The 22,573-nt window shown below is 72.4% G+C and carries 13 protein-coding genes and 2 pseudogenes; 13 read left to right on the top strand and 2 right to left on the bottom strand.

The genetic code is table 11. The features are described from left to right. Positions 1–102 precede the first annotated feature (102 nt). The 6 genes and pseudogenes from OHA99_RS08140 to OHA99_RS08165 all read left to right on the top strand — a co-directional run. Positions 103–696, top strand: a complete 594-nt coding sequence (locus OHA99_RS08140; RefSeq protein WP_405694983.1) for an ATP-binding protein — start codon at positions 103–105, stop codon at positions 694–696. After that, positions 684–4,586 (top strand): phage resistance protein, encoded by a 3,903-nt coding sequence (locus tag OHA99_RS08145; protein WP_405694985.1) that lies wholly within the window; start codon positions 684–686, stop codon positions 4,584–4,586. Before OHA99_RS08140 ends, OHA99_RS08145 begins: the two co-directional genes overlap by 13 nt. Next, positions 4,586–7,534 carry a BREX-2 system phosphatase PglZ gene (gene pglZ / locus OHA99_RS08150; protein ID WP_405694987.1) on the top strand — a complete coding sequence of 983 codons (2,949 nt, stop codon included), beginning with the start codon at positions 4,586–4,588 and terminating at the stop codon, positions 7,532–7,534. Before OHA99_RS08145 ends, pglZ begins: the two co-directional genes overlap by 1 nt. Positions 7,535–7,604: 70 nt before the next feature. Next, the gene (gene brxD, locus OHA99_RS08155) at positions 7,605–8,966 is read left to right on the top strand and encodes a BREX system ATP-binding protein BrxD (RefSeq protein WP_405694989.1); all 1,362 of its coding nucleotides are present in this window, start codon (positions 7,605–7,607) and stop codon (positions 8,964–8,966) included. A 53-nt stretch (positions 8,967–9,019) separates the two neighbouring features. Beyond that, the gene (locus OHA99_RS08160; protein ID WP_405694991.1) at positions 9,020–11,167 is read left to right on the top strand and encodes a DEAD/DEAH box helicase; all 2,148 of its coding nucleotides are present in this window, start codon (positions 9,020–9,022) and stop codon (positions 11,165–11,167) included. Between the two features lie 593 nt (positions 11,168–11,760). Next, positions 11,761–12,060, top strand: a pseudogene (locus OHA99_RS08165) (transposase family protein); the annotation flags it as partial. Between the two features lie 724 nt (positions 12,061–12,784). Here OHA99_RS08165 and OHA99_RS08170 read toward each other — a convergent pair. Together OHA99_RS08170 and OHA99_RS08175 are read right to left on the bottom strand one after the other, a co-directional pair. Further along, complete coding sequence (locus OHA99_RS08170; protein ID WP_405694993.1) at positions 12,785–13,021, bottom strand: oxidoreductase; 237 nt, start codon at positions 13,019–13,021, stop codon at positions 12,785–12,787. Between the two features lie 541 nt (positions 13,022–13,562). Beyond that, positions 13,563–13,778 (bottom strand): hypothetical protein, encoded by a 216-nt coding sequence (locus OHA99_RS08175; protein ID WP_186780167.1) that lies wholly within the window; start codon positions 13,776–13,778, stop codon positions 13,563–13,565. 202 nt (positions 13,779–13,980) lie between these two features. On the opposite strand from OHA99_RS08175, the gene OHA99_RS08180 reads away from it, so the two are divergent. The 7 genes and pseudogenes from OHA99_RS08180 to OHA99_RS08210 all read left to right on the top strand — a co-directional run bounded on the left by OHA99_RS08180 (position 13,981) and on the right by OHA99_RS08210 (position 22,563). Continuing rightward, positions 13,981–14,244, top strand: a complete 264-nt coding sequence (locus OHA99_RS08180; protein WP_405694995.1) for an HU family DNA-binding protein — start codon at positions 13,981–13,983, stop codon at positions 14,242–14,244. A 601-nt stretch (positions 14,245–14,845) separates the two neighbouring features. Continuing rightward, positions 14,846–16,220, top strand: a pseudogene (locus OHA99_RS08185) (cryptochrome/photolyase family protein). 13 nt (positions 16,221–16,233) lie between these two features. Beyond that, entirely contained in the window at positions 16,234–17,730 is a 1,497-nt protein-coding gene (locus OHA99_RS08190) for a cryptochrome/photolyase family protein (protein WP_405694997.1), read from the top strand. 133 nt (positions 17,731–17,863) lie between these two features. After that, positions 17,864–19,006 carry a polyprenyl synthetase family protein gene (locus OHA99_RS08195; RefSeq protein ID WP_405694999.1) on the top strand — a complete coding sequence of 381 codons (1,143 nt, stop codon included), beginning with the start codon at positions 17,864–17,866 and terminating at the stop codon, positions 19,004–19,006. Continuing rightward, positions 19,003–20,574 (top strand): phytoene desaturase, encoded by a 1,572-nt coding sequence (locus tag OHA99_RS08200; protein ID WP_405695001.1) that lies wholly within the window; start codon positions 19,003–19,005, stop codon positions 20,572–20,574. Before OHA99_RS08195 ends, OHA99_RS08200 begins: the two co-directional genes overlap by 4 nt. Continuing rightward, positions 20,561–21,556, top strand: coding sequence for a phytoene/squalene synthase family protein (locus OHA99_RS08205; protein WP_405695003.1), 996 nt, complete (start codon positions 20,561–20,563; stop codon positions 21,554–21,556). Before OHA99_RS08200 ends, OHA99_RS08205 begins: the two co-directional genes overlap by 14 nt. Continuing rightward, entirely contained in the window at positions 21,553–22,563 is a 1,011-nt protein-coding gene (locus OHA99_RS08210) for a DUF5914 domain-containing protein (protein WP_405695005.1), read from the top strand. Before OHA99_RS08205 ends, OHA99_RS08210 begins: the two co-directional genes overlap by 4 nt. The last annotated feature ends 10 nt before the right edge of the window (positions 22,564–22,573 follow it).

Consider the following 22,573-nt stretch of genomic DNA (forward strand, 5'->3'; position numbering starts at 1 on the left):
ACGGTAAGTCACCAACCCAGTCCAGAGTGTGAACAAGTACAGATTGATCTGTATGGGTGCCGTTCCTGTAGGCACGGCGGGCGCGGCCGGAAGGCTGGGCCCATGACGACATCGCAGGTCGGACCACCCCTGGCCGTCCAGGAGTCCACGCACACCTTCCCCGCCACCCGCCTCGGCGCGAGCCTCGCCCGCCGGACGGCCGTGGCCCGGCTCGACGACTGGGGCGTCCCGCCCGGCAGCCCGCTCTCCGACACCGTCGCTCTCCTCGTCGCCGAGCTCGCGGCCAACGCGGCCCGCCACGGCCGCGTACCGGGACGGAACTTCGAGCTACGCCTCCTCCACCAGCAGGCGCGTACGACCGCGGCCGTACGCGTGGAGGTGTCCGACACGCACCCGCGACGGCCCGACCCCACAACGGTCACCATGGCCGACCCGGACGCCGACGGCGGACGGGGACTCGCCCTCGTGGCGGCCGTCGCCGACGACTGGGGCGTCGAGGACCGCAACGGCCCCGGCAAGACCGTATGGGCTCAGACCGGGTCGGCCGAGACGCAGCGGGAGGAACGGGAGAGCCGGACGGAATCTGGCCCTTCTGGTGTCAGGGCCGCCCCTTACGATTGCTCGGGCAGCTCAGTTTCTGATCGAGCTGAAGGACCGGCCGGGCGAGGAGCATCACAGACACCATGGCGTTCATGAGCAGGAACACCCCCCGACCCGAGGACCGCCCCCTCCTGCGCGAGCTGATCCGCATCCCGGAGCGCGTGTCGACGTCCGACTTCGTGCTGAAACTCGGCGAGGCCGTCACGCCCGAAGGCGCCGAGGCGGCCCTGCGGGACTACGTCGTCACCGACCGACTGCGCGGCAACTTCGACGAGGCCCTCGACCTGATCAAGTCGGCGCTCGACAGCCACTCCTCCAAGGCCGCCTACCTGCACGGCTCGTTCGGTTCCGGTAAGTCGCACTTCATGGCGGTGCTCTACGCCCTGCTCTCCGGCCACCAGGCCGCCCGCTCCAAGACGGGCCTCGACCCCGTCCGCGGCAACCACTCCTGGCTGGACGAGGGAGACCGCAAGTTCCTCCTCGTCCCGTACCACATGCTCGGCGCCAAGTCCCTTGAGCAGCGCATTCTCGGCAAGTACGTGGAGCACGTGCGCAAGGTGCACCCCGGCTGCGATCTGCCGCAGGTCTATCTGACCGACGGCCTCTTCGAGGACTTCGCCGCCCATCGCCGGGGCAGCGGCGACGACCGTGTGATCGCGCAGCTCGCCGAGGCGGACAGCGGTGAGGGCGACGCGTGGGGCGAGGCGTTCGCCTGGACCAGCGAGCTGCTCGACGAGGCCGTCGCCGCCCAGGAGGAGCACGAGAACACCAAGGGATTCGACCTGGACAACCCCACCACCCCGCAGGAGCTGCGGGCCCGGCTGGTCCAGGACCTGACCAAGACCCTCTTCCCGTCCTTCGCCCGAGGCGCCTCGGAGAACGCCGACGGTTTCGTCTCCCTGGACAAGGGCCTCGGCATCATCGCCGCGCACGCCAAGTCCCTCGGCTACGACGGCCTCGTCCTCTTCATGGACGAGCTGATCCTGTGGCTGGCCACCCTCATCCACGACCCGAAGGTTCTCGGCCGCGAGGCCGGCAAGGTCACCAACTTCGTGGAGGGCGCCGACGAGCGCCGCGCCATCCCCGTCGTCTCGTTCATCGCCCGTCAGCGTGACCTGCGCGAGCTGGTCGGCGAGGAGATGGCCGGCGCCGCCGAAATCGCCGTGCAGGACACGCTGAAGCTCAACGGCGGCCGGTACGACTCGATCGTCCTGGAGGACCGCAACCTGCCGACGATCGCGCGGGCCCGTCTGCTGGATCCCGTCGACGACGAGGCCGAGGCCAAAGTCGCGGCAGCCTTCGACGAGGCCAAGAAGCTCGGTCCGGACGTCTGGCAGACCCTGCTCGGCCACAAGGACTCCACCACCGGCGCGGACGAGGACGCCTTCCGGCGCACCTACCCCTTCCCGCCGGCGTTCATGGACACCCTGGTGCACATTTCCGGGGCACTGCAGCGCTCCCGCACCGGCCTCAAGCTGATGAGCCAGCTGTTGGTCGACCACCGGGACGACTGGCGGCTCGGCCAGCTCGTACCGCTCGGCGATCTGTACCCGGCGATCGTCGGCGGCGGCGACAAGGCGTTCAGCGGCGAGACCAGCGTCCACTTCGAGGCGGCGGACAAGCTGTACCGCGAGAAGCTGCGCCCGTACCTGCTGAAGGCCAACCAGGTCACCGAGGACGACGTGGAGACGTACCGGCGCCGTCCGGAAACGGTCGGCGACCCGCAGCTGAAGGCCCGTTGCCGGGACTTCACCGGTGACGGCCGACTGGTCCAGACGCTGCTCCTGTCCGCGCTCGCGCCGAGCGTCCCCGCCCTGTCCGACCTGACCCTGGCCCGGCTCAACGCGCTCAACCACGGGTCCATCACCACCCGGATCGCCGGGACCGAGATCGGCCGCCTGGAGCAGAAGGCGAAGGAATGGGCGGCGACCTTCCCCGAGATCAAGGTCGCCGGCACCGGCCCCGGCGCGGTCGTCCGCCTCGAACTGACCGGTGTCGACCTCGACGCGGTGCTCGCCAACGCCCAGGTCCACAACAACCTGGGCAACCGCCGCACCAAGATGCGCACCCTGCTCAAGGAGGCGCTCGGCGTCACCGACGGGACCGGCGGGTTCGACCCGTACGACACCCTCGACCTGGTGTGGAAGGGCACCGAGCGGCAGGTCGAGGTGGTCTTCGGAAACGTCGCCGACGTCGACTCGCTGTCCGATGCGGCGCTGCGGCCCAGCCAGGAGGACGCCTGGCGGCTCGTCGTCGACTTCCCGTACGATGAGGGCGAGTTCGGGCCGATGGACGACCTTCAGCGGCTGCGCACGCTGCGGGAGAGGACGGGCGGCGACTCGCGGACCCTGGCCTGGCTGCCCACTCATCTCACCGACGCGACCCGCGGCGACTTCGAGCGTCTCGTCGTCATCGACAAGGCACTGTCCGACGAGGCCCGCTTCGACTCCGAGTTCGCGCGCAGTCTGGGCGCCGACGACAAGGCCCGTGCCAAGGGCATGCTGCAGTCGCAGCGGGAGGTCCTCACCGAGCGGGTCCTGGGCGCGCTGAAGCAGGCGTACGGACTCGCGCAGAAGCAGGAAGGCGTCGTCGACCTCGGCTTCGGCAACCACCTGGAGGCCCAGCAGCAGGTGGCGGACCTGCAGCTGCCGATCGGCGCGCAGCTGGACGACGCCGCACGGCAGCTCTCCGGGAAGCTGCTCGCCCACCAGTTCCCCGCCCACCCCGACCTGGACCCGGAGGGCACCGGGAAGCCGCTGCGGGCCGCCGAGATCAGGACCGTCTTCGAGTACGTGCGCAAGGCCGCCGAGGACCGTGACGGGCAGGTGGAGGTCGAGGCGAAGGACCGCAAGGTCATGGCGCGGATCGCGGGCGGCCTGGGGCTCGGTGTGATGCAGGAGGCGTACTACCGGCAGTCCACCGCCTGGCTCGACCACTTCAACGCGCAGGCCCGCCGGGACGGGGTCGCCGAGCCGACCCTGGTCAGGCTCGCCGACTGGACCGACCAGCCCGACCCGCGCGGCCTGCCCGAACCGCTGCGTCGGCTGCTCGCCGCCGCGTACGCGGAAATGTCCGACCGCGTGTGGGTGCGCGGCTCAGTCGCGGTCGAGCCCGCGCCGCTGCCGAGCGACCTGAAGCGTGACTACGCGCTGCGGGAGCAGCCGCTGCCCACCGAGGCGGACTGGGCCGAGGCACGCAAGCGGTACGAGACGGTGTTCGGCACGCCCGCGCCGCAGCTGCGGCGCGGGCGGATCGTGAACCAGTTCGCCGGGCAGATCCGCAAGGCCGCGAACGCGTTCGCGCCCGATGCGGGACGACTCGTCACGGAGCTGGAGAAGCACCGGGGATTCCTGCACCTGGACGACGCCTCGCCCCGCCTCGTGCTCGCCCGGCGGGCCCAGGAGCTGGTGGACGCGCTGCGCGAGGAGAACCTCGGCGCCAAGGCCGTGGTGGACCGGCTCGCGGGCTTCGACCTCGGCGACTTCACCGCGCACCGGTACGGCATGTCGCTGACCAGTGCCCGGACCGTGGCCGACGCGCTGCAGAACACCAGCTGGGGTGAGCAGCTGGAGCTGGCCGACACGCTCGGCCGGGACGGTGCGGCGATCCTGGAGCGGGTGCGCGACGCCGCGGCCGGCGACCCCGGCGACTACCCCGACCTGCCGGCCGTACTGAAGAAGGGCAGCCGGGAGGTGATGGCGCTGCTGCGGTCCAGGCAGAGCCCGCCGCCGCCTCCGCAGCAGCCCGCCGCTCCGGAACCCAGCGCCGGCACGGTGCCCCTGGACGGCGGCTCCGCCCATCCGCAGGTGCTGCCGACGCCGCCGCCGCCGCCCGCGCCGCGTGATCCGGCCCTCCCGGTGGCCCGCTCCGGCGGCGGCCGGACGACGGCCGCCCGGGCGGCCGCGGAGTTGCAGGCCGAGATCGCGGCACTCGCCGCGGCACGCCCCGACGCCACCGTCGAGGTCACCTGGAAGGTCGTCGACTGATGTCCGGCCCGATCACCAGCGCGCCCGCCGCCGGGCCGGGACCCTCCGCCGCGGGTCCCGCCCGCCTTTCGGTGAGCACGGTCCGCCAGTTCGTCGCCGCGCGCAGCAAGCTCTGCGACGGCGCGGTCCGCGTCATGCTGCTGCGGGCCGCCCCGCAGTGGGACGGGGCCGCCGAGCAGCCGACGGTGGGCGGGACGCGGGTGCGGGTGGCTGTCGCGCCGTCCGTCCTCGCGGTGCACGAGCAGATCCTGGACCACCTGGAGGCGCGGGTACCGCCGGAACCGCGCGTCCTCGTCGTCCTCACCGACCGGGAGAACACCGAGCTCGACCCCGGTCTGCTCGCCCGTGTCTACGGTCGCCGCATCAGGTCCGTCGACAACTGGGAGGTGGTGCAGGAGGCATTCGGCGCGAGCGGCCTCGACACCCGCCTGCGCGGCGAGACCTGGGCGGCCGAGGCGCTCCTGGACGCGGCGGGCAGCCGGGCCTGGCGCTCGATCGGCAGGGGCGTGCTCTCCCGCGACGAGGCCCTCACCCGGCTGACCCGTCGTCGGCTCCGCCTCGACGACGACAGCGGCGACAGCGGCGACACACCCGCGGTGCGCGGCCTGCCGGGTGAAGCGGACCGGGTCGACCCCGTCGCCCTGTTCCGGTGGACCCTCACCCCCGGCGGCCCGGACCTCCTGCGCGAGCTGCGCGGACCGGAGAAGGCCGGCCTCGCCCGCTTCCTCGCCGCACCCGAGCAGGGCGGCTCCACCGGCAGGGTGATCACCGCTCTGGTCGACGCCGACCACGGCCCCGACGCGGCCGCGTACGCGGTGGTCTGCGCCGCCCTGTGGGGGCACGCGGAGGCCGACCACGACCTGTACCGCGCACGCGGCCGGGCCGAACGGTGGCTCGGCGAGCAGCCGCCCGCCCAGGGCGACGAACTCGACCGTCTCCTGGCCTCCTTCGCCCGCAGCGGTGAGGCGTACGTACGCGATCTCATCGACCGGGGTGAGCACCGTCTCGCCGACCCGGTCCTGACCCGGGCCGCACAGCTGGTCGCCCAGTTCGGGGCGCAGGCAGCCGCCACCGCCAGTCCGCTCCTGCCCGCCGGACTCGACGCCCGGTTCACCGCCGCCGGTCACGCACTGACCGACGGCTCCACCGAGGTGGTCACGGACTCCGTCACCGCGCTCCGCGCGCACGCCCTCGCCACCGGCGACGGCGAGACCCGGGCCCGGATCGAGCGGGTCCGGATGGCCGTACGGCTGCGGCGATGGCTGGCCGGGAACCCGTCGGAAGGAATCGAGTCGGTGACCGACGGGACAAACCGCCAGATCCGCGAACTCGGTTGGGCCGACCGCGCCCTGGAACACCTGGAGGCGGGCGGCGACCCCGACACCGTACTCGCCGCCGCGTACAACCGGATCGGCGACCAGGTGCGGCGGACCCGCCGCGCGCTCGACCACGCCTTCAGCGAACGGCTCGCGGCGTGGACGGCGGACGGCAGCTCCCCCGGTTCCCTGCTCACCGTCGAGTCCCTCCTGACCCGAGTCGTGGCGCCGGTCGTCGCCGAGCCGGGGCGCCGGGTCCTGCTGCTGCTCCTGGACGGGATGAGCGCGGCCATAGCGGCCGAGCTGGGGCAGGAACTGCGCCGGCAGTGGGCCGAGTTCGACCCGCTCCCCGGGGCGCACGGCGCACCGGTGCGCCGTGCCGTGGCAGCAGCGCTGCCCACACTCACCGCCGTCTCGCGCACCTCCCTCTTCACCGGAACCCTGATGAAGGGCGACCAGAACGACGAGAAGCGGCTCTTCCCTCGGCACTCCTGCTGGCAGGGCGCCCCGGCGGCCGTCTTCCACAAGGACGACCTGCGCGGCCCCGACACCGGCTCGCCCTTCTCCACCGCCCTCGGCGAGGCCCTCGCCGACGAGCGCATGCATGTCGCCGTCGTCCTCAACACCGTCGACGACCGGCTGGGCAAGGAGCAGAAGCTCGGGGACGGAGCCTGGCAGGCAGGCGAAGTCAGCGGTCTCGAACCACTGTTGCGGGCCGCGCGTGCGAACGGCATGACCGTGCTCCTGACCTCCGACCACGGCCATGTCGTCGAACGGCGGAGCAGCAGGCTCGACGCACCCGCCGACGTTATCGGTTCGGCCCGTCACCGCGACCCCGGCGATCCGGTCACCCCCGCCGAGATCGCACTGGCCGGGCCGCGGGTGGTCTGGCCGGAGCCCGGCTCACGTATCGTCGCTCTGCGCGACCACGACGCCCGGTACACCTCCCTCAGGGCGGGTTACCACGGCGGTGCGACCCTCGCGGAATTCACCGTCCCGCTGCTCGCCCTGCTGCCCTTCGGTGCCGAACCACCGAGAGGGTGGCGGGAGTTGGGCGATCCGACTCCGCTGTGGTGGTCCGACGAGACGGGCATCGAGACGGAATCCGGCGCCGAGGCCGTCACCTCGTCCGGCGCCGCCGCTCCCGCCGCCACGCCGTCGCGTCCGGGCGCCAAGCAGTCCAAGAAGGCCGTCCCGCCCCTGGCGGAGGGCGTCATCGGTCTCTTCGGTGAGGAGGAACTCACCCCTCTCGCGTCCCAGAAGCCCGCCGACCCCGCACCGGAGCCCGAAGCCCCCTCCACCCAGGCCCGGCCACCTGCCGTCGCGCTCGTGGAACGTCTCGTCGCCACCGAGCTGTACGCGGCGCAGCTGGACCTGCTCGCCCGCAAGCCCCGGGAGCCGTCCGTCCTGCCCAAGGCGCTGGTCGCCCTCGTCGAAGCGGGCACCCTGCCCATGACCGCCCTGGCCGAACGCGCGGGCCAGCCCGCCGGCCGCGCCCCCGGCTTCGCCGCGACCCTGGCCCAGCTCCTCAACTACGACGGCGCCCAGATCCTGGAGATCCTCCCCGACAACCGCACCCTGCGCCTGCACCGGGCCCAACTGATCGAACAGTTCGGACTGCGCACCCCGTGAGCACGACGAACCGGATCCGTCTGCCGGCACTCCGGCCGTCCGGCCACGCCCCTGATGGGAGACTGTCCGGGTGAACTCGTCTCGATCCTCGACCCCTCGTGCCGGTGCACCCGTCGGCGCCGTACGCCGCCGCGCCGTCGTGGACGCGTTGCGGCGCGGCGCCGTCCCCGAGAGCGGCCTCGACCTGCTCGCCACCGGCCTCGGCCGCTTCGAGCAGGCGGTCGACGAGGAACTGGACACCGTCGCCGCCGGCGGCTCGGTGTTCAAGGCGGTGCGCGGTGAGTACGGCTCCGGCAAGACCTTCTTCACCCGCTGGCTCGGCGAGCGCGCCAAGCGGCGCACCTTCGCCGTGGCCGAGGTACAGGTGTCGGAGACCGAGACCCCGCTGCACAAGCTGGAGACGGTCTACCGACGGCTCACCGAACGCCTGACCACCGCGAGCTTCCCGCCCAGCGCCCTGCGGCCCGTCGCCGACGCCTGGTTCTACGCCCTCGAGGAGGACGCGCTCGCCGACGGAGCGGCCGAGAGCGAACTGCCGCAGGCCGTGGAACGGCTGCTCACCGCCCGCCTGGCCGAGGTGTCCCGCCAGGCCCCCGCCTTCGCCACCGCCCTGCGCGGGTACAAGCAGTCCCTGGACGCCGGCGACGAGGCGACCGCCGCCGCGGTGATGGCCTGGCTCGGCGGCCAGCCGCACGTCGCCGCTGCCGCCCGGCGCAGCGCGGGCGTCCGCGGCGACCTCGACCACTTCGGCGCCTTCGGCTTCCTCCAAGGCCTGCTGACCATGCTCAAGGATGCGGGGCACGCCGGGCTCGTTCTCGTCCTGGACGAAGTGGAGACACTGCAGCGGGTCCGCTCCGACGCCCGTGACAAGGCCCTCAACGCCCTGCGCCAGCTCATCGACGAGGTCCACTCCGGCCGCTTCCCCGGCCTCTACCTCGTCATCACCGGCACACCCGCCTTCTACGACGGGCAGCAGGGCGTCCAGCGCCTCGCCCCGCTCGCCCAGCGTCTGGCCACCGACTTCACCACCGACCCGCGCTTCGACAACCCGCGTGCGGTGCAGATCCGGCTCCCCGGATTCACCGAGGAGTCCTTGACCGGCCTGGGTGCCACCATCCGGGATCTGTACGCGGACGGCGCCTCCTCCTCCGGCTCCGCCGAGCGGATCAAGCGACTCGCCGACGACGCGTACCTTGCGGACCTGGCAAGGGCCGTGGGCGGGGCGCTGGGCGGGAAAGTCGGAGTGGCACCGCGCCTGTACCTGAAGAAGCTGGTCGGGGACGTACTCGACCGGATCGATCAGTTCGACGACTTCGATCCGCGTGCGCACTACAGATTGACCCTCGGCAGCGGCGATCTCACCGCCACCGAACGCAACCTCGCCGCGCCCCCGGCTGCCGCGTCGGCCGACGACCTCGATCTCGACCTCTGATCTGTCGCCTTCCCCTCCCTTTCCCGGAAGACCAAGCGCAGGGAGCCACCCACGTGCAGGACCAGCCGCCCGGTCCCGACCCGCTCGATCGACTCGATCCGGTCGTCCTGCACCACATCGTCAACACTCTCGGATGGCCCGATCTGCGCCCGCTGCAGAAGGCCGCCGTGGAACCACTGATGGACGGCGAGGACGCGATCCTGCTCGCGCCGACCGCGGGCGGGAAGACGGAAGCCGCCACCTTCCCCGTCCTGTCCGCCATGCGGGAGCAGCACTGGACGGGCACCTCCGTCCTCTACCTGGCCCCACTCAAAGCCCTCCTCAACAACCTCGTCCACCGCGTCGACACCTACGCCCAGTGGCTCGGTCGCCGCGCCGCGCTCTGGCACGGCGACACCCAGGAGTCGGTACGCCGCCGTATCCGCACCGAGTCGCCCGACTTCCTGCTCACCACACCCGAGTCGCTCGAAGCGATGCTGATCAGTGTCAAAACCGACCACACGCACATGCTCGGCCGGGTCCGTGCCGTGATCATCGACGAGGTGCACGCTTTCGCGGGTGACGACCGGGGCTGGCACCTGCTTGCCGTGCTCGAACGGCTGGAGCGGCTGGCCGGTCACCGGATCCAGCGGATCGGGCTCTCCGCCACCGTCGGCAACCCGGACGCACTGCTCACGTGGCTGCAGGGAGCGCGCCCCGCCGAACGCCCGGGGCGGGTCGTCGCGCCCGGCCTCACCCTGCCGGACACCGCCGGGGACACCCCGCTGCCGAGGCCCGCGGGAGACGTCGAACTCGACTACGTCGGCTCGCTCGCCAACGCCGCCAAGGTGATCTCCGCCCTGCACCGCGGCGAGAAGCGACTGGTCTTCTGCGACTCCCGCAAACAGGTCGAGGAACTCGGTGCGGCGCTCCGGGCCCGCGACGTCACCGTGTTCCTCTCGCACGCCTCACTCTCCACCGGTGAACGGGCCCGCTCCGAGCAGGCGTTCGCCGAGGCGCGCGACTGCGTCATCGTGTCCACCTCCACCCTGGAGCTCGGCATCGACGTCGGCAACCTCGACCGCGTCATCCAGATCGACTCCCCCGGCAGCGTCGCCTCGTTCCTGCAACGGATCGGCCGCACCGGCCGTCGCGCCGACACCTCCCGCAACTGTCTCTTCCTCGCCACCCGCCCCGAGTCGCTGCTGCAGGCCGCCGGGCTGCTCACCCTCTGGGCCCGGGGCTGGGTCGAGCCCGTCACCCCGCCACCGTCGCCCCGTCACCTCGTCGCCCAGCAACTGCTCGCGCTCACCCTCCAGGAGCACCGCATCGGCGACCGGCTCTGGCCGGACCGGTGGAACGGCCTCGCGCCCTTCGACCGATCGGCCGCCCCGCTCCTGAAGCACCTGATCGACGAGGGCTTCCTGGACAGCGACGACGGCATGCTCTTCATCGGCTCCGAGGCCGAGAAGCACTTCGGCCGCCGCCACTTCATGGAACTCACCGCCTCCTTCACCGCGCCGCCCGAGTTCACCGTCCTCGCCGGGCGCACCGAGATCGGCACCACCGACCCCACCGTGCTCACCGAGGAACGCCCCGGCCCGCGCCGTCTCCTGCTTGCCGGGCGCAGCTGGCAGGTCACGTTCATCGACTGGGCCCGCCGCCGTGCCTTCGTCGAACCCGTAGAGGACGGCGGTGTGGCCAAGTGGCAGGGCGGCGAGGCGCGCGGTCTGTCGTTCACCCTGACCCGCGCCATGCGCGACGTCCTCCTCGGCACCGACCCCGACGTCCGGCTCACCCGCCGCGCCACCGCCGCCCTCGCCGAGCTGCGCACCGATCGCGCCCCCCACGAGGTCCACCCGGCCGGCACTCTCGTGATCCGCGACGCCGATGCCACACGCTGGTGGACCTGGGCCGGCTACCGCGCCAATGCGACCCTCGTCGCCTCCCTCGGCAACCTCGCCGATCCCGTCCAGCGGCCCTTCGACACCCACCTCCGACTGCGCCAGGACCTCTCCCCCGCCGACTGGAAGTCCGCCCGCGCCGAACTCCCGAGCGCCCTCACCCTGCCCACCGTCGACCCGCGCGCCGTCCGCGGCCTGAAGTTCTCGGCCGCCCTCCCGCCGCGCGTGGCCACCGCCACACTGGCCGAACGCCTCGCGGACTTCGACGGGGCGCTGACCACGGCGCGAGAGCCGGTACGACTCGAATGGGGGATGTGAACTCCGCCCCTGGCAGCGTGAGTTCCCCTACCACTCCAGCTCGCTTCGCCTCTCCTCCAGGCATCGCTGCCACGTCAGCCGGGCTTCGGACGGTGGGGTCCGGGTGGCCCGTTCCGCAAGGGGCGAGTTCGAGCATGGGGGCCGGCTGCTCCTCCCGGGCGGTGACGGGCAGCAGGTCGTCGAATGTGTCCCCGTCGTCGTAGGCGGACGGAGCATCGGGTTCACCATCCGCAGTACGGGGAGGCCGACACCCGCTGAAAGCCACCCGTGCCCACGTACAACCACACGTGCAAGACCGTCAGGACGAGCGTCGTTTCAGCGTCAGGACTTCCTGGACGACCCGTCCGCGGAGCAGGCGACCATCAGATACTGAGGACAAGCCGGCGGACCGCATCGCCAAGTCTCGTACCTTCGCATCACGCAGCGCGGAGGCCAGAGGGTCGTCCGTGGGGAGCGCGTCGCTGTCGTACAAGGAGCCTTTTCCAACCTGACCGTGGTGGTGAGGTGTTGGAGGTTGCCAGCTGTACGGAACGACGAAGCTCCTGGTAGACGGGTTCTCGACCAAGATCACCCGTGTCCGCCAGGAGCTTCGCGTGCTTGTCTACCCCTCGTCGATCGATCTGTCCAGCGACACCCTGCGCTACCTGACCACGCGGCTCCGTGCCCGGCGGCGAGAGATCGGGACCCGGTGGCGACGGCTGCCTGTCGGCCGTCAGGCCCTGCTGGCCCTCGCCCACCTGCGGTGCGGGGACACCTACGCGCGGCTTGCCGCCGGATTCGGCATCGGCGTCGCGACCGTGTACCGGTATGTACGCGAGGTGATCGACGTCCTGGCCGCCGTCGCGCCGACCCTGACCGAGGCGATGAAGACCGTACGGGCGCAAGCCTTCGTGAGCCACGTGGCGGCTACCTACCACATGCTCCACGCGGTGAACTTCGGGAAACAGGTCGAGCACCGCCGACCACACCTGGAAAACACAAGAAAGCCGCAGGTCAGAGCCCCTTTGCAGTAGGCTCCTAATATCGCCACGCACTCCACATGCGACGTCATCGGAAAGATGTCGGCCTGAGCGGTCCGGGGAAAAGGCCAGGTCAGAGTGCCCTTTTGGCTCGCTGATCCTTCCTGCGGCCGCCCGGAGCGTCAAACGAGCGTCATGGCAGGCACTCCAGCCTTTTGCTTCTCGGAGTGGAGGCTGCAACCACCGACCTCAGGCATGCGGTCGCCGGCCCGCCCGCGACCGCTTCGAGCTCGGTGAATCCGCAGCCCGACCTCACGGGCGCCGAGTAGCCCGCTGAAGAGACTTCGCGGGTCCATGAGCTCAACCCGTCAGCATCACCGGGGTGCCCTTGTCCTCCCGTGCTCTCCGCCGTCGTCTCCGGTCGGTCTGTCGCTCCGGAGCGATGCTCCTGGAGACGGACGCTTCCAGACCCGGTGTGCGGCGAGCGACCGCCATGATCGTGCCGCGCGCTTGGTCGATCAGTCGCCGAGACTGCGGGGCCTGATGCAGCTGTGCGTTCTCGGCGCTCGGCTGCTCCTATTGTGCGGCCATCCGAGCGGGTGTTCCTACTCGGTCCGGTCCGCGTCGGCTCCGGCGTGCCAAGGCGTCGCAGCCGGAGTCACTCGCCTACCCCACCGGGCCGGTGTGCGGCCCCGGCGTGCGTCTTCTTCGGTCTCCATGCGTTGGGGTCGGCGGCGCTGATGTTGCCCAACGCGGAGTCGGGGTCGCGTTCCACGGCAAGGTCACCCAGGGCCGCGGCACCGACGGCCACGCCCACCTCGACGGCTGGAAGTCGCCGCAGCGCCTTGGAGCGCATCAGCTGCACCGCCCGGTCGACGTCGTCGTCCGGTTGCACACCGGCACGGACCGTCCGTCCTGGACCAGGTACGCGACACCGGGTGGCCCCAGCACACCCTCCGGTTGATGATTCTTTCGGCTGTTACCGCGCTCCGGCGGGGCCGGGACCCGGCCGCGGTGACCGACCAGTGCCACGCAGGGGACGCGGGCCGGCGGGTGACAGGCTGTTCTCCGCTCGCGGTCAGGGATGGTCGCGGGCCTGATCGGCGAGTGCGGTCTCTGTGGTGACGTCACGCGTGCCGTGCCCGCCGCCGACTCAACTCGAGGTGGGCGCAGACCAACTACTGGAAGAGCTCCAGGCCCCGCAGCGGCCATATCAGCATGCCGTGGTGCTCAATGGCCCCCCGCACGTCCGATCGCTCGGTGGCAGGTCCGTTCACGGACCAGCGCGCCGGGAGTACCGTCGGGCTCACCACCGAGGGGGATCCGGCTGCGCGACACGTCCCCCCCCTCCCGGGGAGGCCGCCGACAGGCGGTTCCCCATCTCACCTGGGGACGTGTCGGGTGGTTGACTCGGCCTCTCGCCCGGGTGCGGCAGGCTACTTCTCGTAGGTCGACAGGGCCAGGCCGACGGCGAAGAAGGTAGGGGCCCATTCGCCGACGAAGATTCCCCAGCGGTCGGCACGCTCCTCTCCCTTCTTCTCCACTCGCAGTGACGTGCACCAGGTGACGACGGACAGGCCGATGGAGACGAAACCCGCCGCGTAGGCGTGCTCGGCGCGGATTCCGGACTCGTGCAGCTTCTTGACCAACATGGACTACTCGCCTTCTTGCCGGGGACCTTGCACCCATGACATGCCCTGCCGGAGCACTCGGCCAGCGGTGCGCGCCGAACGGGGCGTCGGCATCCGCCCTCCCCACCCACACGGTCACCAGGAGATGCGCCGACCGGCCGGTGCACCGATCGTGTCGTTGCGGGCGTCGGCCCTCCGTCGGCCCGAGGAGGAGGCAAGAGATATGGACAAGACCCAGTTGACCGAGGCCACCGCTAGCAAGGCGGCCGGCGACGGCGGTGACCGAACGCTCGACTCCGAGGCCGTGGGCGCGGTCCTCGACGCGGTCTTCGGCACCGTGGAGCATCCGGGCTCGATCGCCGAGGCACTGCGGCGTGGAGAGACGGTCACCGCGGGCACCTTCGGCAGCTTTCACACCGAGGGAAACACCGCCACGTTCCGACCGGGCAAGGCCCTGGCCGAGTACCTCGGGAAGACGACGAGGTGACCGGCACACCGGGACCGGGCCCGGTGGTAGTCGGCCAGATCGGCACCACGGCCAGCGGCTCGAGACCCGCAGCGGGCAAGACGGACGGGGCGTCGAGGTCGGCAGTCCGAACGTGACTTCATGGCGCGCGCGACGTCCTCCGCCCCCTCCGACTGCACGTCGGCCGGCGGCCTCCTCACCGTCGACGTGGGGCGAGCCTTTCGTACCACTGGGCGGCGGCACAGAGGTCCGGAGGCTGTTTCCTGCGGAGCAGGTCGGCGGCTTCCACGCGCGCAAGGTCGGCGGTGCCGGGTGTGGGCCGGCCGGTCGGCGAGGACGAGCCGCGCGAGACCCTGACAAGTCAGGTGGCGCGGGCGGCTGCGGGCGGCAACGCCGCCGTTGTTCCACCCACGCGGTCCCGGGTCACGCCTCCTGGTGGTCCGTCACCCCTTCCACCCCGTCATCTTCGGCGGCATGGCCCGCAACATCACCCAGGCCACCGCCAAGGGCCTGACCGCCCACACTGGTTCTCGGCGCTTCAGACGCATCCGACATCGCCGTCCCCGACGAAGCACGAAGCACCAGGCACCCGTTCACGCACCACTGCGCCAGGAGTGAGGCCATGACCGTCGCGGTCGTCCTGTTCACCTCGGACCTGCGTCTGCACGACCATCCGCCGTTGCACGCCGCGCTGAAGGCGGCGGACGAGGTCGTCCCGTTGTTCGTGCTCGATCCCGGGATCCACGCGGCGGGCTTCGACGCACCCAACCGGCGTGCCTTCCTCGCGGACTGCCTGAACGACCTCGACTCCTCGCTGCGCCGCCGCGGTGGCCGGCTCGTGGTCCGCGCGGGACCGGTCGCCCGGGAGGTCCGCGCCGTCGCCGCCGAGTGCGGGGCGGGCGAAGTTCACCTGGCCGCGGGCGTCACAGCGTACGCCCAGCACCGTGAGGAGCGGCTGCGCGAGGAGCTCGGCGACAACGACGTGGCGCTGCATGTGCACGAGGCGGTGATCACCGCCGTCGCGCCGGGAACGGTGACACCCTCCGGCGGCGACCACTTCGCCGTGTTCACTCCCTACTTCCGCCGCTGGTCCGAGGAGACGCTGCGCAAGCCTCTCGCCGCGCCGCGCACCGTGCGCGTCCCCGACGGAGTACGCGGCGAGCCGCTGCCCGACCGTGCGGACGTGGCCGGCACCTCGCCCGGTCTGCCGGCCGGTGGGGAAACCGCCGGACGTGAGCGCTTCTCGCGCTGGGCCCGTTCCGGACTGTCCCGTTTACGAGGACCGGCACGACGACCTCGCGGGCGACGCCACGTCCAGGCTGTCGCCGTACCTCCACTTCGGTGCGCTGTCCCCGAGCGAGCTCGTCCACCGTTCCCGCGAGCGGGGCGGGCCCGGCGCGGAGGCGTTCGTACGCCAGGTGTGCTGGCGGGACTTCCACCACCAGGTGCTGGCCGCTCGGCCCGAGGCATCCCGGAAGGACTACCGCACCCGCCACGACCGGTGGCGTCAGGAGGACGACGCCGCCCAGGACCTCGCCGCCTGGCGGGACGGACGGACCGGATATCCGATCGTCGACGCCGCCATGCGCCAGCTGCGCCACGAAGGCTGGATGCACAACCGGGCGCGACTGCTGGCCCCCAGTTTCCTCACCAAGCCCCTGTACGTGGACTGGCGGATCGGCGCCCGGCACTTTGTGGACCTCCTCGTGGACGGCGACGTCGTCAACAACCAGCTCAATTGGCAGTGGGTCGCGGGCACCGGCACCGACACCCGCCCCCACCGCGTCCTCAATCCGCTCGTCCAGGGCAAGCGGTTCGACCCGGACGGCGCCCACGTACGCCGCTGGGTTCCGGAACTGGCGAGCGTGGACGGCGGGAAGGTGCGCGAACCCTGGCGTCTCCCGGCAGCGGAACGCGAGGAGCTCGACTACCCGGATCCGCTCATCGACCTCGCCGACGGGCTCGCGCGCTTCAAGCACGCCCGCGGCCGCGACTGAGGAGACACCCCTCGTGCACTGGCTCTTCGGCGACCAACTCGGACCCCACTTCCTCACCCCGGGCGAAGAGGGACCCGGGAGCAACACGCCCCTCCTCATGATCGAGGCGCGCTCCGTGTTCCGGCGGCGCCGCTTCCACCGCGCCAAGGCCCATCTCGTGGTGTCCGCGATGCGCCACCGCGCGGCCGAACTCGGCGACCGCGTCACCTACGTACGGGCCGACACCTACCGCGAGGGCCTCGACCGGGCGGCACGCGGGCGCCGGATCGGCGTCCACCACCCCACTTCCCACGCCGCGCTCCGCCTGGTGCGCGCCCTCCCCGGGGTGTCGGTGGGTCCCGCGCGGGGCTTCCTGGTGCCGATGGCCGACTTCACCGCGTGGGCGGACGGCCACGGCGACAAGCGCCTGCGGCAGGAGGACTTCTACCACTGGGTCCGTCGCGCACACGACCTGCTCATGGACGGCGATCAACCCGCGGGAGACCAGTGGAACCTGGACCACGACAACCGCGAACCCCCGCCCCGCGACACCACAACGCTCCAGGTCGGCCGCCCCTACCGGCCCCACGAGGACGCCATCGACGACGAAGTCCGCCACGATCTCGACCGGTGGGAGCGCGACGGGGACGTCTCCTTCGTCGGGCGGGACGGGCCCCGCCTGTTCCCCGCGAGCCGGGCGGAGGCGCGGCGGGCCCTGCGGCGCTTCGTCGAACACCGGCTCGCCACCTTCGGTCCCTACGAGGACGCCATCCTCGCCGCCGACCCCGTCATGAGCCACAGCCTGCTCTCCTCGTCCCTGAACCTCGGCCTGCTCGACCCCGCCGAGTGCGTCGAGCAGGCCGAGCGGGCGTGGCGCGAGGGCCGGGCGCCGCTGAACAGCGTGGAGGGCTTCGTGCGGCAGGTCGCGGGCTGGCGCGAGTACGTCTGGCAGTTGTACTGGTACTTCGGCGAGGAGTACCGGCGCTCCAACGAGCTGCGGCACACCGCCCCGCTGCCCGACTGGTGGAACGACCTGGACGCGGACGCCGTCCGGGCCAACTGCCTGCACACCGTCCTCGCCCAGGTGCGCGACACCGGGTGGACCCACCACATCCCCCGGCTGATGATCCTCGGCAGTCACGCACTCCAGCGCGGCTGGGACCCCGCCGCCGTCACGGACTGGTTCCACCGCTGCTTCGTGGACGGCTACGACTGGGTGATGCTGCCCAACGTCGTCGGCATGTCCCAGTACGCCGACGGCGGCCGGATGACGACCAAGCCCTACACGTCGGGCGGCGCCTACATCAACCGCATGAGCGACCTGTGCGGTCCCTGCGTCCACCGGCCGGGCGACCGGACCGGCGAGCACGCCTGCCCCTACACCGCCGGCTACTGGGCCTTCCTCGACCGGCACCGGAAACGGCTGGCCGGCAACCAGCGCATCGCCCGGCCGGTGCGGCAACTCGACCGGCTCACCGACCTCGCGGACGTGCGGGAGCAGGAAGACGCGCGAGGTGACACCGCGCCCTGAGCGCCACCCGGTGGGCCACTCAGGTGAAGTCCGTCCGGCACCGGCACGTAGCCGGGCAGGAATCAGCGCATCCGTACGAGGGCACCCGGCCGAAGCACTGACGTGCGGATGACCGAGCGATAAGGGGTTGTGCATGCCTGGACTGCCGCCGATGGTGGCCCCACCGGCCGAACTCGTCGACGCCCCGCTCCCCGCGCCCGACGCCACGGACGCCGTCGGCACCGCGCTCAAGCAGGTCCTCGACGAACGACTACGACAGTGCCGCGCCGTCGATCCCGTCTTCGCCCGGAAGCTGGCCGCCCGTCTGACCGCATTGGTCGAGCGGGGCGGCAAACGGCTGCGTACGGCGTTCACGCGCTGCGGCTGGCGCGCCGCGGGCGGCTCGGGCGACACCAGCGCCGTCCTGCACACGGGAGCCGCCCTGGAGCTGCTGCAGGCGTGCGCCCTCGTGCACGACGACGTGATGGACGGATCCGTGCAGCGCAGGGGTGCGCCGGCCGTGCACGTGCAACTCGCCCGCGAACACTGGGCGGCGGGCCTGCACGGCTCCGCGGAGTCGTTCGGGACGTCGGCCGCCGTGCTCGCCGGTGATCTGGCGCTGGCCTGGGCGGACGACCTGCTGACGGAGACGGCACTCGGTACGCCGCACGGCCGGCGTCTGCACGAAGAGTGGCGGGTGATGCGCACCGAGATGGTCGCCGGCCAGTACCTCGATCTGCGCGCCCAGGCCAGGCGTTCGTCCGCCGTCGACGAGGCCCTGGCCATCGCCACTCTGAAGAGCGCCCTGTACACGGTCGCCCGGCCCCTGGCCCTGGGCGCGACCCTGGCGGGAGCCGACGATCACGTGCTGGGCGCACTGCGGGCGGCCGGCCGGTGCGCCGGACTCGCCTTCCAGCTCCGCGACGACCTCCTCGGCGCCTTCGGCGACCCGTCGCACACCGGCAAACCGGCCGACGACGACCTGCGGTCCCGCAAGCTCACCTATCTCCTGGCCGTCGCCCTGCAACTCGCCGACGCCGCCGACGATCACCTGGCCGCCGCGCGACTGGCTCCGGGGGCGAACCCCAGGTCCGCGCATGCCGTCGAGCAGATGCGGGCGGCACTGACGCGCACCGGCGCCCGGGACCTGGTGGAGACGAAGATCGCGGAGCTGACGGACATGGGCATCGGGCACTTCGAGGCCACGGGCGCGGACCCCGCCGCACGCCACGAGTTCGTTTCACTCGTCCGACGCGCCACCGGCGCGGCCCCGCGCCGTACGGAGGAGGTCGCGTGAGAAGGGTGCCGGGTCCGACCGATCATGTCGTCGTGGTGGGTGCCGGACTGTCCGGACTCGCCTGCGCACTGCACCTGCTGGGCGCGGGCCGCAGGGTCACCCTGGTCGAACGGGACGCTGCTCCGGGCGGCCGGGCCGGCCGGGTGCGGCTGGACGGATACGAGCTGGACACCGGGCCCACGGTGCTGACCATGCCGCACCTGGCGGACGAGGCGTTCGCCGCCGTCGGGGACAGCCTCCACCGCCGCGTCGAGCTGATGGCTCTGCACCCTGCCTACCGGGCTTGCTTCGCGGACGGTTCCGCACTCGACGTGCACACCGACGGCGAGGCGATGGAGGCGGAGGTACGCCGCTTCGCCGGACCGGCCGAGGCGGCCGGCTACCGCGATCTGCGGCGGTGGCTGGAGCGTCTGTACCGGGCGCAGATGCGCCGTTTCATCGACACGAACTTCGACTCGCCCGCCCAGCTGCTGCACCCGGACCTGGCGCGGCTGGCGGCGCTGGGCGGTTTCGGGCGCCTGGACGGGCGCATCGGCCGCTTCCTGTCCGACGAGCGCCTGCGCCGCGTCTTCTCCTTCCAGGCGCTGTACGCCGGGGTCGCTCCGGCCCACGCCCTCGCGGCCTACGCGGTGATCGCGTACATGGACACCGTGGCCGGCGTCTGGTTCCCCAGGGGCGGCATGCACGCACTGCCCCGCGCCATGGCCGACGCGGCGGCGGACGCCGGTGCCGACCTGCGCTGGGGGGCGGAGGTGAACGCGCTGGAACGTTCGGCGGGCCGCGTGCGGGCCGTCCGCCTGGCCTCCGGCGAGCGCGTCCCCTGCGACGCGGTGGTACTCACGTGCGAACTGCCCGCCGCCTACCGTCTGCTCGGACGGACGCCCCGGCGCCCGGCCCGGCTGCGCCACTCACCGTCCGCCGTGATCCTGCACGCGGGCACCGACCGCACCTGGCCGCAGCTCGCCCACCACACCATCTCCTTCGGCGCCGCCTGGGAGCGCACCTTCGACGAGCTGACTCGCAGGGGCGAGCTGATGAGCGACCCGTCCCTGCTGATCACCCGCCCCACGACGCACGATCCCGGCCTGGCACCGCCGGGACGCCACCTCCACTACGTCCTCGCCCCCTGCCCGAACACGACGGTCGGCCCCTCGGCCGCCACCTGGCGGGACCTCGGCCCGCGCTACCGCGACCGTCTGGCCGGCGAACTGGAACGCCGGGGCCTGGACGGCTTCGCGGAGAGCATCGAGGAGGAACTCCTGGTGACCCCGCTCGACTGGACGGCGCAGGGCCATGCGTCCGGCAGTCCCTTCTCGGTGGCCCACACCTTCGCCCAGACCGGGCCGTTCCGTCCACGCAACCTCGTACGGGAGGTGGAGAACGTGGTACTGGCGGGATGCGGAACCACTCCGGGCGTCGGCGTGCCGACCGTGCTCATCAGCGGCAAGCTCGCTGCCGCCCGCGTAACCGGCGGCGGCGTCCCTCGTTCCGTGGGAGCGCGTACGCCTCCGGCCGCGGCCGGCGAACCCTCCGTCCCGGCGTCGGCAGGTGCCGATGACGCGGCGTGAGCTGGACGCGGCCGGGATCACCGATCCCGCGCTGCGCGCCGCCTACACCCGGTGCCGACGGCTCAACGCCCGCCACGGCCGGACCTACTTCCTGGCCACCCGCCTGCTGCCGCTCGAACGCCGTTCCGCCGTGCACGCCCTGTACGGCTTCGCCCGCTGGGCGGACGACATCGTCGACGACCTCGACCGGACCCTGGCCCCCGCGGAGCGCGATCGGCTGCTCCGCCGTCTGGAGAGCGACCTCACGAACGGGCTGCGCTCCGGCGGCGGCGACGAGCCGGTGGTCCGGGCGGTGGCCGACACCGCCACCCGGTACGCCATCGAGCCCGTCCTCTTCGCCGATTTCATGTCCTCGATGCGCGCCGACCTGACCGTCACGGACTACCCGACCTACGCAGATCTGCAGGGGTACGTGCACGGTTCGGCGGCGGTCATCGGCCTGCAGATGCTGCCGGTCCTCGGTACGGTCGCGACCCGGGAGGAGGCGGCACCGCACGCGGCGGCGCTCGGTGTGGCGTTCCAGCTCACCAACTTCCTGCGCGACGTGGGCGAGGACCTCGACCGGGGCCGCGTCTATCTGCCCGGCGAACTGCTCGCCGCGCACGGTGTGGACAGGCCGCTGCTGGAGTGGAGCCGGCACACCGGACGCACCGATCCGCGGATCCGCGCGGCCCTCGTCGCCGCGGAGGCCATGACGCGGGAGGCGTACCGGACGGCGGAGCCGGGCATCGCCATGCTGGATCCACGGGTGCGTCCCTGCATCCGCGCCGCTTTCACCCTCTACGGCGGCATTCTCGACGCGATCGCGGAGCAGGAGTACACCGTGCTGCATCGCCGTGCGGTCGTGTCCCGCCGGCGTCGTGCGGCCACCGCGGCGGCCGGTGTGCTGCGCGTGGCCGGCGCCCGGTGGCAAGCCCACGTCCCGCGTCGAGTCGCCACGGCGAGTGGTCCAGCGGTCGAACGGAAGGAGCCGGCGCGGTGAGTGAGCGAACAGGCGGGAGGCGCTGGACACCGCCCTTGCGGCTCCGGCGCTCCGGCCCGGACTGGGCGGCGCAGGCGCCGACCTGGCGCCAGGCTCGGCCGGCACTGATCGCCGACGCGCTCAAGCGGGCGTCCTCCCGTCCGTCCGGGAACTGGTTCGTGGTCGACGCCTCCCGGAACGTGCGCGCGGACGGCCGCCCGTACGGCAGGACGGTCGGCGGCGTGGAGATCGTGCTGTGGCGCTCGGACACCGGCGACCTGCGCGCGGGTCCGGGCGTCTGCCCGCACCTGGGTGCTCCCCTGCGCGACAGCCGGGTCGCCTGCGGCACGCTGGTCTGTCACTGGCACGGCCTCGCCCTGGACGGTTCTCCGTCCGCGGGCTGGGACCCGTTCCCGGTTCACGACGACGGGGTGCTGGTCTGGGTACGGCTGGACCAGGTGGGCGGCGAGGAGCCGACCGACCGGCCTGCGGTGCCCGTGCGGCCCGCGACGGGCATCGGGGTGGACGCGGTGTTCACGGCGGTGGGGCGGTGCGAACCGCAGGACGTGGTGGCCAACCGGCTGGATCCGTGGCACGGCTCGTGGTTCCACCCGTACTCGTTCGTCGACCTGACGGTGGCACGGGAGCCGCAGGGCGAGGAGGACGACGCCTTCGTCGTCGACGTCTCCTTCCGGGTGGCCGGGCGCCTGGTGGTCCCGGTGCGGGCCGAGTTCACCGCGCCGGGGCCGCGCACGGTCGTCATGCGCATCACCGACGGTGAGGGGGCCACGTCCGTGGTGGAGACGCACGCGACCCCGCTCACAGGAGCGGGCCACGCACACCCGCGCACCGCCGTGGTGGAGGCGACGATCGCCGCTTCGGACCGGCCCGGCTTCGCCCTGGCGCGGGCCGCCGCCCCCGTGCTGCGCCCGTTGATGCGCCGTACGGCCGGGCGCCTGTGGCGCGACGACCTGGCCTACGCCGAGCGCCGGTGGGCGCTGCGCAGCACCGGGCGGTTCCCCGGCTGACCGTGGGCCG

The sequence above is a fragment of the Streptomyces coelicoflavus genome, assembly GCF_045041415.1.
GTDB classification, from domain to species: domain Bacteria; phylum Actinomycetota; class Actinomycetes; order Streptomycetales; family Streptomycetaceae; genus Streptomyces; species Streptomyces coelicoflavus.